The following is a 12,447-nucleotide window of genomic DNA, read 5'->3' on the forward strand; positions in this document are numbered from 1 at the left end:
CGTTCTCGTCAAAACGAGGCAGGAAAGCGAGCCGCTTAGACGCGATGAAATTTTAACGTCCTTGACGCGTTCGCCTAAAATTTCTTTGATCTTCGCGGCGATCTCTTTGGCTTGCGGCGTCGCGGCATCGTCGCTCGCAGCTTCTTGCTTGATCGAAGTTGCGTTTTTAACCGGCGTCTTATCAAACTCAAAAACGCCCGGCATCACTATCGTATCGATCTCATCGTCGCAGAGCAGCACCTCCGTGCCCTCGGCGTTAAATTTCTCGATCAGAGGCGAGCTTTTAAGCATCGCGGCGCTGTTTCCCGCGATGTAATAGATCTCTTTTTGCTCCGCGCCCATTTTTTCCTTATACTCGCTAAGCGTGATGAGACCGTCTCGCAGGTTTGATTTGAAAAGACAAAGCTTTAAAATTTCCTCTTTGTTTGCGCCGAAGCCGTAAAGCCCCTCTTTCAAAACCTTGCCGAATAATTCGTAAAATTTTATGTATTTTTCCCGATCGTCCTGCAAAAGTTTCTGTAGCTCGGATAGAATTTTTTTGACGCTCTGTTCGCGGACGTAGGCAAGAATTCGATTTTCTTGCAGAATTTCGCGGCTTACGTTTAGCGGCAGATCCTCGACGTCCATTATGCCGCGTACGAAGCGCAGATAGCTAGGCAGCAGCTCTTTGGCATCGTCGGTGATGAAAACGCGCTTGACGTAGAGCTTCACGCCGCTTTGATAATCGACGCGATATAGATCGAAGGGCTCGCTGCTCGGCACGTAAAAAAGCGTCGTGTACTCGTGCGTGCCCTCGGCCTTGGTGTGGATGTAAAACAGCGGATCGCCGCTATCGTGGCTGATCTGCTTATAAAATTCATTGTAATCGCTCGGCTTTAGGCTGTTTTTTGGCAGCTGCCAAAGCGCGCTCGCGCGGTTGATCTGGACGTTTTTAACTTCGCTATGTCCCTGCTCGCCCTCTTTTTGCGCAGGAATGTATTCTTCTTTATCCATAAAGATCGGATAGGGGATGTGGTTGGAGTATTTTTTGATGATGCCTTCGAGCCTATATTCGTCCAAAAACTCCTCATCTTTCATATGTAGGATTATCGTCGTGCCGAAGTCCTCTTTTTGCGCCTTTTCGATAGCGTAGTTGCTCGCATCGCTGCTCCATTTAAAAGCGTCCTGCGAGAGCGGCTTGCGGCTGATAACATCGATACGGTCCGCTACCATAAACGCCGAATAAAACCCGACGCCGAACTGCCCGATGAGGTTACTGTCCTTCGCCGCATCGCCGCTAAGGCTCGCCATAAAGCCCTTCGTGCCGCTGCGCGCGATGGTGCCTAGATTGCTCTCGAGCTCGGCTTCGTCCATGCCTATGCCGTTGTCGCCGATGCTTAGCGTTTTGGCCTCTTTGTCGATCTTTATATCGATGCGCGGCACATACGAAAGCGCCTTGTAATCGTCATTCGTAAGGCTTAGATAGTTTAATTTATCCAGCGCGTCGCTTGCGTTTGAGATCAGCTCGCGCAAAAAAATCTCCTTGTTTGAATAAAGCGAATGGATCATCAAATTTAGCAGATCATTCACTTCGGTCTTAAATTTTTTCTTTGCCATTATGCGGTCCTTTTTAAAAATTTTGGCAGATTATATCATGGAGTGCTAATCTTGTCAAGAGTAGAATAAATAAACTTGATATGAATCCTATCAAGTTTTGGAAATTTACGCGCGCCCGAAGTATATGAAATTTAAACCCGGCTGCGGATTATACAGCGAGAACCGATCCGAATTTAACGGCGCATCTGCGCTAAATTTACAAATTCTTTTTAGTCGTCGTTTTTTGAAAAATTCAAAACAAAATGATATAATTCCTCTCGATTCCGATGCGATTTTTATGATAAAAACGGGCGTTTGACTAAAACAAAATTTATCGAGCAAAAAAAGGATTTCATTTGAATAACGAAGAAATTATACAACGCATAAATGAGCTGAGAGAAAAGCGAGGCAAAAATTTAAAAAGCCCAAGTGAAAATGTCTGCGAGACAAGTTCTAATGCAGATATGGATACGGATGCTGCCGCAAATTTGGCCGAAAAATCAGGCGCAGGTTCGGCCGCAAATTTAAGCAAAAAACCGAGCCCTAAGCCCTCCGTCGCTACCGCAAGAAACGAACAATCGATCAAAGACGCGGACCTCCGTACTCCACGCAATAATCGATCTACGCCGAAAATACTCCCTCTCGTTGTCATATGTATAATCGCGATCTTTATAGCGATAAAAGCGCCTTTTCGCACAGAAATTTTGAACGAAACCCGAATTCCTATCAATCAAGCAAACGAAGACGCAAATAAAAATCCTAAAGAAATTTCTATTCGCACCAAAGACGGCACTTTAAAAATGAAAAATCCCGTAAGATTTCGCGAAGATTGCGACAGCGGGGATGGCGATGCCTGCGCCGTACTTTCGAGCCTGCTGCTATTAAATGGCGAAATTTCGCAAGATGGCGCCAAAGATCTGCTTAAAAAAGGCTGCTACGATCTTAACGGCGGCGAAAGCTGCACGAGACTCGCAGGCTACGAGGATAGAGATTCGCAAGAGGGCAGAAAATTGTACAAAAAAGCATGCAAGCTCGGTAACGGCGAGGGTTGCTTTATGTTCGGTTACGTCGCGTATTTTGACGACGATGACAAAGAAGCGGGTACGCAATGCTTTGAGCGATCGTGCGAGTTACGATTTGCGGAGGCATGCTATTTTCTAGTGGGAATTTATTCAAATGATCCGGCAAAATCGCAAAGATATCAGGCTCTGTTTGAAAAATATCAACAAGAAAACAACGATGCGATAATCAGCTTTAGGCGCAGATAATTTTATGGCTCAATGCACTTTTGCGCACTTTGTTTGCGCGCTTAAATTTGCGCAAATCAAAAAAACGTCCGTCACCTGCAAGCATGCAAATTTAAAATTTTTACTCAAACCGAAGCGCCGCGTAAAATTTACGCAAACGCAAAAGTCAAATTTAATCGGTTTATAAATTTAAAGCCTCGTGCAGAGGTCGTCTCAAATTTACACACAAAGTACGGGCATAAAAAAAACGGAGGCGCCTTAAATTTTACTCATCACGTCGTCGATTATCGCTTGTACACCGTTTCGATCCGCGAGCTCAAGCAGCCCTTTACTTGCGCGCGCCACGTCAAAGCTCTCAATCAAGCTCAAAATCCGCTCGCCGCTCGCGTCCTGCTGGCGTAAAATTTCGCAAAGTCCGCGCTCTTTAAGAAATTTCGCGTTATAAAACTGATGATCCGCCGCCGCGAACGGAAACGGCACAAATATCGCGGGCAGGCCGTTTGCGCAGAGCTCCCACAGCGTGCTGGCACCGCTGCGTCCGACGCAAAGATCGGCGCTTGCGATGAGCTCGTGCATATTTTTGCAAAAGCCCACGAGCTGTACATCCAGGCCCTGCTGCGCGTAGGTCTGCGAGATGCGCTCAAACTCGCGCTCGCCGCACTGATGGATCACGCCGTAGCCGAGGCTCAAAAGCTTGGGCGCAAGCTCCACGGCAAGCGAGTTGATAAAGCTCGCTCCCTGTGAGCCGCCCAAAAAGATGACCCTCTTAAGCGCCGTGCGCGCCCGCGCCGTCTCGAAAAAAATATCCGCGATCGGATAGGCAAACGCGGGCTTTTCATAGGAGCTGTAAAATGCGCGCGCAAAGGGCTTCAGCAAGCGGTTGAGCCTCCCGCAAACGGCGTTTTGCTCGTGGATAAAAAACGGCACGCGAGAAAGGATCGCCGCGATGGATGCGGGCGCAGAGCTGTATCCGCCCACGCTGATGAGCGCGCGGACGCCGTTTTGCTTTAAAATTTTACGCGCCGCAAGCGAGAGGCGCAGGATATTTAGCAGCGAGGCTAGCTTGGCAAAGCCCTTTTTATCGACGACGCCCGAACTTTGCAAAAAATAGGTGCGCGCAAAAAGCTCGCTATTTTCAAACCACGCGCGATCCTGCCCGCGGTTTGAGCCGATAAAGATCGCCCTGATGCCCTGCTTTGCAAGGCGGGCGGCTAAATTTTTAGCGATTATCAGATGCCCGCCGGTGCCGCCGCCGCTGATTGCTATGACCATACTTTTCCTTTAAATTTATAAAATTTCGCGCTTAAATTTAAGCCGCGGCGCGCTTCGGCGTAGAATTTTAAGCACAAATTCGGCTTTAAATTTACGTCTAAATTTAAACTACGCTCGCCCAAAACCCGCAAAAGCCTTAAAATTTAGCCCTTTTCGACGCCATCAAAACGAGCCCCACCGCAAACGACGCCGCGAGCAGATGGCTGCCGCCGTAGCTTAGAAACGGTACGGCGATGCCCTTAACCGGCGAGATTGACGTGATGCCGTAGGAGTTGATGATGAACGAAAAGAAAAACATAAAGCCGATACCCAGGCAAAAGAGGAAATTTACGTTACTCGGCGACTTGCTCGCGGTCTGAAAGATGCGAAATAGCATCGCATAAAATAGCGCCACGATGAGCAAAATCCCGATAAATCCCCACTCCTCGGCGATGCCTGCGAGCACGAAGTCGGTATGCACCTCGCTCAGATAGCCTAGCTTAAAACTTCCAAGCCCAAGCCCCTGCCCGAAAAACTCGCCGTTGTTTATCGCATTTAGCGAGTGTCCGACCTGATACGGCGCGCTAGCGTCCTCTATACGCAGCCCGGCGGCGGTCTCCGGCGACATAAACGACAGCACGAAATCCTGCACGCCGCCCCACCACGAGCGCACGCGATCGACCCTGTGCGCGCTCGTGACGATAAAAACGTAAGCAAGCCCCAAAATCCCCATAAAGCTAAAGCCGATGAGCTTAAAGCTAGTGCCTGCGAAAAGCGACATAAAAATCATCGTAAGCCCCAGCACCGCGACCTGTCCCAGATCGTTTTGCACGATGGCGACTAGGATTACGACGAAGCCGAAAAGCGCTACGTAAGGAAGCAGCGTCGCGATCTCGCGCCCGATGCTTTTTTTGGAGTGATCGAGTTTGCGCGAGAAGCTCCACGCCAAAAAGTAGATGAAGCCCACCTTGAAAAATTCCACCGGCGCGAGGTTAAAAAACGGCAGCCTGATCCAGCGCGCTGCGCCGTTTACGTCGGCGACCAAGGATTTGGGCAAAAAGCCCATCGCGAGCATCAAAATCCCCATGATCGCAAAAAGCGACATGCACACCGGCGTTAGGCATTTATCGGGATCGGCGCGCGAGACGATCCACATCACCGCGATGCAGGCGATCCCCACCGCGCACTGGCGATAAAAAAAATGTAGCGGCGTAGTGCCCAGCAGAAGCACCGTATAGGAGCTCAGCGACAGCGAAAATATCATGCCGATCGTAATGAGCGCGCAGGTGAAGTAATATAGCCATTTATCGGTTCTCAATCATCTCTCCGTTTTAAAATTTATTCGCATTTATGTGCGCCGTGCACGCTTCGTCTGCCGCGCGAGCTCAAACCTCGCATCGCGCCCGTGCCGCACGGCGCCGATCGTGGCACCGCCTTTTAAAAAGCGTACGGCACGACCACGTATTGTCTTTTGGCACGCAGCACGATCGTGCATCTTTGATGCATAGCGCAAATTTTATTCTCGCACATAAGGCGGCTTTGCGGCGTACGCTGCGGGGCAACACGCCACAAGGTACGATCTCGCGCTATCCCGCAAGCGCGTATTGCGTACGCTCTATTCTAACATATCGCGGCGACTTTCGACGCACGCTGCCGCGCCGTAGAGCGCAACCTCGCACTATCTTTTAATACACAGGCGGGTGCATTTTACTCTGGCAGGCGTATCGCGGCGGCTTTTAGCACGCGGTAGCTGCAAAATTTTAAGCCGCAACATCATTGCAAACGCGCTCACATGCCGATCGATTTTCAGCGCACGGACAACGTAAAACGCACCGCATCTTACAATAAGCGACTTCGCCGTAAAACGCGCTTGTACCGCAGGCGGTACGAAATTTCGTTTTAAATTTATTCGCCGCTACGTCGCAAATTTTATTAAATTTATGCGTACGGCGATAAATTTTCCGTTCTAAAATTTTACGCCGCAGAGCATGTAAGCACATTCGTATCGCAAAACATACCGCATGCAGCCGCACTGCGAATTATAACCCACACAAAACACCGCGCGCCAAACAGCTTTGTCGCGCCGTTCACGATCTATCGGCTTTTGGCGTGTGACACGGGTACTCGCACTGGAAATCAGCCGCTGTGAACGACAACCTCAGTACTCTGTGCATCGACCTTCAAAGTATGAAATCTTTCCGCCAATATACTCGCGCGCGGGCAAGCCAGTCTGCAGCAACTTCTTCCGCTTGCGCAGTCGCAAGACGTTTCATATCGGCGTAGCGAGATTTAAAATTCAGGTCCGCTGCGGCAAATTTTAAAATTTCAAAATGCAAGAAAACGGCGAAATTTTAAAATCAAAATTTGCGCCGCCTGTCATCCCCGTATGCAGCAGTTTCGGATAAAATTTCAAATTTACGTCGCGGATTGCCGCGGCGCCTTGAACGAAATTTATCCGCCGCAGAGCGCCTATCGCTCACGTATCGGCAGCACAGCAAGCTCTCAATTCTGCGTCGCAGATGAAATTTAAATATCGCCTAGCGTTAAAATTTAAATCTCAAAGCTCTTTCGCTCAAATTTTAGAATTTTAAATCCTGTGCTTTTTTAGCTCCGCTTGCGCCTTATAAAATTCAGACAACTCGCACGTCGCAAACGCAAGCTGCAAAACGTGCTGTTTATACCCGCCGAGCACTACTTTTAAACGCCTCCCGCACCGCAAAGAACTTTGACACATCCGCGCATCCATGTAAACCGTCCGCCTTGCTACAGCCACAGAAGCACAAGCGCGAGCTGCAAAACGCACAAATTTTAAAATTTAAAATCCGCCATGTAGATTAAAAAATTTTAAAATTCCACCGCTTCAAATCCGATCAATTTTAGAATTTTACCGACGCAGATCGATTAAATTTTAAAAATTCTAGCACCCGCAAATCCAATAAATTTCAAAATTTCGCCGCTTAAATTTTATCGAAATTTTAAAGCTTACTTGATTATGTCGCGCTGGCCTTTGGCGTTGATCTCGCTCAAAACACCCATCTGTTCGAGCTGTTCGATGATCGTCGCGGCGCGGTTATACCCGATACGCAAGCGGCGCTGCAGGTAGCTGATCGAGGTTTTCTCCTCCTCCAAGACTATCGCCTTCGCCTCGTCGTAAAGCTCGTCAAGCACGATATTTTGCGGATTGATTATACCGCCTTCTTGCTTGGCGCCCTCGTTTTCGATCAAAAATCTCTCGTCATAAACGACGCTTTCTTGCGCTTTTAAAAATTCTGCGATTTTGTTGATCTCATTCTCGGTCGTAAACGGCGCATGCAGGCGGATGAGCCCTGGCGCGGTAGGCGGCGTAAACAGCATATCGCCACGCCCAAGTAGGCTGTCCGCGCCCATCTGATCCAAAATCACCTTGCTATCGACCTTTGAGCCCACGCGGAAGCTGATGCGGCTAGGCAAATTCGCCTTTATCAGCCCCGTGACGACGTCCACGCTAGGGCGCTGCGTCGCTACGATGAGATGGATGCCGCTAGCGCGCGCCATCTGCGCCAAACGCGCGATATAGTGCTCCACATCCTTGCCGCTCGTCATCATCAGATCCGCGAGCTCGTCGATGATAACGACGATGTAAGGCAAAATTTCGCCGCCCTCGCGCAGCATCTTTTCGTTGTAGTTGTCGATATTTTTCGTCCTGTTTTGTGCCATGAGCGAGTAGCGCTGCTCCATCTCTGAAACAAGATTACTTAGTGCGATGATCGCCTGCTTAGGTTGCGTGATGACGGGCGTCAGCAGGTGCGGGATGTCGTTGTAGATGCTAAACTCGAGCATCTTGGGATCGATCATTATAAGGCGCAGGCTTTTGGGCGAGTTGCGATACAAAAGGCTAAGCAGCATGGCGTTGATGCCCACGCTCTTGCCGCTTCCCGTGGTGCCTGCGATGAGAAGGTGCGGCAGCTTCTTAAGATCGGTGACGAAAGGCTGCCCCACGATATCCTTGCCAAGTACGATGGTAAGCGGGCTGGAAGCGCTTTTAAACACGTCGCTTTCTAAAATTTCGCGCAGATATATCGTATCGATATTTTGATTCGGGATCTCGATGCCCACGACGTCTTTGCCCGGAACCGGCGCTTGGATGCGGATGGTCTGCGCCCGAAGAGCCATCGCGAGATCATCTTGCAGCGTTAGAATTTTACTTACTTTGATGTGCGCGGCGGGGCGAAACTCAAAGGTCGTAACGACCGGGCCCGAGTAGGTCCGCACCACATCGCCGTCGATCTTAAATTTACGCAGCTTATCGAGCAGGTCGTAAATTTTACGATCGATCTCGCTCTCATCGATATTGCTTTTCTTTTTCGGCGGCGGGTTTAAAAAATCAAGCGGCGGCAGCTTAAAATCCTTGGGCTTAGCCACCCTGCCCTTATCGAGCTGATCCAAAAGCCTTTTGTTTTCGGCGACCTCGCTTAGGCGCTCGACCCTTTTTAGTCTGCTCGGCTTTCCCTTTTGCGGCATTTTAAGCTCGCGTTCAGCGGAAGCCTGCAGACCCTGCGCGTCACTGAAATTCTGCTCATTCTCGGGCTCGCGAGCATCGTTTAAATTTTGTAAATTTTGCCCGCTTTCAAAACCGCGTCCGCTTGCGCCCTGCTCCGCAAAATTACCCTGTTTTGCCGAATTGTCCTCTGTGCTCAAAGCGTCATTCAAAGCGTTAAAATTTTCCGTACCTCTCAAGCCCTGCGCAGACGAATACCTTGCAAGCCCGCCCCTTTGCGCTGCATCCGCATCGCTAGCGAAATCGTCCTCAATTTCATCCTGCGAGCTTTCATCTCTTGAGCCAATGAAGCAGTTTTTGATGATGTCGGTAAAACGATCTTCGAATATAAGCACTAGCGAAAGCACAAAAATCGTAATATTAAAAATCCACACGCCGACGCTTCCAATCATTCGCCTAAGTCCGTCCACCGCGAAGCTGCCAACTGTTCCACCGCTAGCGCCAAAGAGACTCGACTGCACCATCAAAATGGTAAAAAACAGCAAAATCGCGCCGATGCTAAACTCAAAAAATCTAAAGTCAAAACCGCGAAAATGCTTATAGGCTACGTATGCTAAGGCGAGCAAAAATAGCGGATAGATGTATGCAAAATAGCCGAATAGCTGGGTATTAAATGAGCGGATGGCATTGCCTGCGCTGCCCACAAGCGCGGAATCGGGCGCAATAGTAGCAAGCCCAAAAAATATTATGATGGCCGATACGACGATAAAATATACTTCTTTGATTATGATAGATCCTTAAATTTAAAGCGGTATTTTAGCCAAATGAAGGTTAAAATTTTATTTGAAGGATGAAATTTGATGATTTGATAAAATTCCGCGCCCTCGCAGGCGCGGAATTAAAGGGGTTAGTTTTTGACGGCTTTGCCCAGATCCCACATAGGCATAAAGATACCAAGAGCCAAAAGAAGAACCATGCCCGCCATAAAAAATAGCATGATCGGCTCGACGTAGCTTGAGATATTATCGATGATATCGTCAAATTTCTCTTTATAATAATCCGTGACGTTGCCAAGCATCTTATCGAGGTTACCGGCCTGCTCGCCCGCGCTGATCATCTGAATAAGCATACTCTCGTAAAGCCCTGTATTGTTAAACGCCTCGGTTAGGCTCACGCCTTGCTGCACGGCGATTTTAACGGTAGAGAGCTTCTCTTTTAAAGTATGATTATCCACCATCAAAACAGATGTATCCAGCGCATCTGCGATAGGAATACCCGCTCGCACGAGCTCTGTAAAAATAAGCATAAATCGTGACATCGTAGAGAAAAATATAATCTTGCCGAATAGATAGACCTTTAAAATCGTCTTATCAAAGCCCTTTTTAAACTCATCGTTATTGCGATACGCCCATCTAAGAGCTATGATAGTGCCTATAATGCCTACTAAAACAAAAATTCCATAATTATTAAGCGTGCTTTCGATACCAAGTAGAATTCTAGTAGGCAGCGGCAGATCCGCGCCCAAATCCTCAAAAATCTCACGGAATTTCGGCACAACATACATCATCAAAACCGAAAACGCAATTGCCATAACGATCATAAGGATCATCGGATAGCGCATCGCCTTTTTAAATTTACGCTGGTTCTCCCAAAGCTCTTGAAGCATAGCGGCAAGCTTGGCTAGAGACTCTGCCATATTACCGGTTGCTTCACCAAGGCTTACCATCGCGACGACGACATCACCGAGCTGACCTCTAAATTTCTCCGTAGATTCGGTAAGACTAAGACCTGCGTTAAGATCGTCGTTCATAGCACTAAAAATTTCTTTTAGTGTCTTATCCTCTGCCGCTCTTGCGACCTCTTTGATCGAGTCATGAATTGAAATTCCGGCATTTGTCATAACCGAAAGCTGACGGATCGACGCTACTAACGGCAGCGTTCTAACTCTTCCGCTACCACCTAGCATGCGCGAAACCTGCGCCTTAAAATCGCCGCCCGTATTGGCTACGACCTGGGTTTCACCTCTTTTTACGATCGTCCCGCCTACACGCTGTTTCATGAGGTTGTTTGCTTGCACCTTATCGCTAGCTTGCAAAAACATCTTCTTTCTTGCGCCCTTGGCGTTGTATTCAACTTCTAATTGCTTTTTCATTGTTTAGCCACCCTATAAATTTCTTCTATACTAGTTACTCCGCGCGCAGCACGTATAACACCATCTTCAAACATATCTATAAAACCCTCCTCCTTCGCCAAGGCCCTCATATCGTCCTTTGAGCCGCCGTTAGCGATCAAGCTCTGCATTTTATCGGTAATAGGTAAAATTTCACTAATCATCTCACGCCCCATATAGCCCGTCTGACCGCATTGATCGCAACCTACGGCCTTAAAAAATGTGTATTTTTCAGGCAAGAATTCCTTCAGCTGATCAAGCATCGATTTAGGCAGATTCGTAGGCTGCTTGCAGTGCGGGCAAAGCTTTCGCACGAGACGCTGTGCCTCTACTGCAATGAGCGCACCACTTATGAGGTAGGCCTCTATACCCATATCTACTATTCGCGGGATCGCACTAACGGCGTCGTTGGTGTGTAGGGTCGAGAAAACCAAGTGTCCAGTAAGAGCAGCCTGGATCGCGATCCTAAGGGTCTCTTGATCACGGATCTCACCGATCATTATGATGTCGGGGTCTTGTCTTAAGATCGAGCGCAATGCTGAAGCAAAGGTAAGACCCGCTTTTTCGTTAACTTGGACTTGTTGGATTAAATTTACTTGATACTCGACTGGATCTTCTACGGTAATAACCTTAGTATCGATATTTTTAATATCGTTTAGCGCTGCATATAGCGTCGTAGACTTACCGCTTCCCGTAGGTCCGGTAACCAAGATAATACCATATGGAGCCTTCATAGCGTTATTAAATTTCTTAAAGCTATCAGGGTGCATACCGAGCTTTTCCAGACTTATGATAACCTTGGATTTATCGAGGATACGCATAACGGTAGATTCGCCATTGATAATAGGCAGTGTCGAAATACGAAAGTCGTATTCGCGACCTGAAATTTTCATACTAAACCTACCGTCCTGCGGCTTACGGCGCTCGGCGATATCCATATTCGAAAGTAGCTTCAATCGGCTTACTAGCGGTGGATAGATATCCTTATCAAAGATAAAAATTTCAGCGAGCATTCCGTCGATTCTGGTACGCACGACGCAGTTATTCTCGGTAGGCTCGATGTGAATATCACTACCGCGCATCTTAATAGACTGGCTGATTATCATCTCAATGAGCTTCAAAATCGCCGAGGTATCATCGCTGCTTCCGCTACCGCCGGTGTTAGCAAGCTCTTTGCGGATCTCCGCTACGAGCCCCTTAATACTCTCTGAAAGCTCAAGCTTAGATAGATATTTATTTACTTGATTTGGATCGGCTACTACGATTTTAAGCAGCTGTTTACTAAACATAGCCTGCGCTTTATCTTGCGACTCAAGGTTAAACGGATCAGAAAAAGCAACGTAAATATTCAGATCATCCGCTTTAACTGGTATTACGCCGTATCTTTTAAGCTGTGCGGTAGGAGTGCGTTCCGATAGCCTGAAGTCTATATCGATATCATCTAAATTCATATACGACAGGTTCATTTTCTTGGCTAGAATTTGCAAAAATTCCTTTGGATCCATCGAAAATTTTTCGCTTATATCGTCAAATGCTATCTGACGACGCTTGTACAGCTCAACTAAAATTGAGCAAAAATCATCCTGGCTTAGATAGTTATCTCCGACTAAAACCTCTCCTAGCGTCAAGCCGATATCCATCTTGTCCTTGATTTCCGGAACAACGGTGCTAGTAAGGATATTGTTTCGTATTAAAATCGCAACGATCTGCTCTTCAATCTTCGTCAT

7 protein-coding genes are annotated in these 12,447 nt (G+C 47.9%); 1 reads left to right on the forward strand and 6 read right to left on the reverse strand.

Annotation, left to right across the window (positions count from 1 at the left end):
* A partial coding sequence (gene htpG, locus Q0614_RS05135; protein ID WP_298787017.1) for a molecular chaperone HtpG occupies nucleotides 1-1,596 on the reverse strand: 1,596 nt, incomplete at its 3' end.
* A 335-nt stretch (nucleotides 1,597-1,931) separates the two neighbouring features.
* Between htpG and Q0614_RS05140 the strand changes: the two genes are divergently transcribed.
* Nucleotides 1,932-2,843 carry a hypothetical protein gene (locus Q0614_RS05140; protein WP_298787019.1) on the forward strand — a complete coding sequence of 304 codons (912 nt, stop codon included), beginning with the start codon at nucleotides 1,932-1,934 and terminating at the stop codon, nucleotides 2,841-2,843.
* A gap of 237 nt (nucleotides 2,844-3,080) precedes the next feature.
* On the opposite strand, the gene murG is transcribed toward Q0614_RS05140, so the two are convergent.
* The 5 genes from murG to Q0614_RS05165 form a co-directional block, all read right to left on the reverse strand.
* Nucleotides 3,081-4,094: an undecaprenyldiphospho-muramoylpentapeptide beta-N-acetylglucosaminyltransferase gene (gene murG, locus Q0614_RS05145; protein ID WP_298787021.1), complete on the reverse strand. Its 1,014-nt coding sequence runs from the start codon at nucleotides 4,092-4,094 to the stop codon at nucleotides 3,081-3,083.
* Between the two features lie 136 nt (nucleotides 4,095-4,230).
* Nucleotides 4,231-5,391: an FtsW/RodA/SpoVE family cell cycle protein gene (locus Q0614_RS05150; RefSeq protein ID WP_298787023.1), complete on the reverse strand. Its 1,161-nt coding sequence runs from the start codon at nucleotides 5,389-5,391 to the stop codon at nucleotides 4,231-4,233.
* A gap of 1,664 nt (nucleotides 5,392-7,055) precedes the next feature.
* Complete coding sequence (locus Q0614_RS05155) at nucleotides 7,056-9,299, reverse strand: DNA translocase FtsK (protein WP_298787059.1); 2,244 nt, start codon at nucleotides 9,297-9,299, stop codon at nucleotides 7,056-7,058.
* 158 nt (nucleotides 9,300-9,457) lie between these two features.
* Nucleotides 9,458-10,702, reverse strand: coding sequence for a type II secretion system F family protein (locus Q0614_RS05160; protein WP_298098915.1), 1,245 nt, complete (start codon nucleotides 10,700-10,702; stop codon nucleotides 9,458-9,460).
* Nucleotides 10,699-12,447 (reverse strand): GspE/PulE family protein, encoded by a 1,749-nt coding sequence (locus tag Q0614_RS05165; RefSeq protein ID WP_177389147.1) that lies wholly within the window; start codon nucleotides 12,445-12,447, stop codon nucleotides 10,699-10,701. The genes Q0614_RS05160 and Q0614_RS05165 overlap by 4 nt, the downstream gene beginning before the upstream one ends.

Source organism: uncultured Campylobacter sp., from assembly GCF_937997595.1.
GTDB lineage: Bacteria > Campylobacterota > Campylobacteria > Campylobacterales > Campylobacteraceae > Campylobacter_B.

Bases quoted from the DNA above. Each gene is read 5' to 3' on its own strand.
- murG (WP_298787021.1), bottom strand. From the start codon at position 4,094: ATGGTCATAGCAATCAGCGGCGGCGGCACCGGCGGGCATCTGATAATC.
- Q0614_RS05160 (WP_298098915.1), bottom strand. From the start codon at position 10,702: ATGAAAAAGCAATTAGAAGTTGAATACAACGCCAAGGGCGCAAGAAAG.
- Q0614_RS05165 (WP_177389147.1), bottom strand. From the start codon at position 12,447: ATGACGAAGATTGAAGAGCAGATCGTTGCGATTTTAATACGAAACAAT.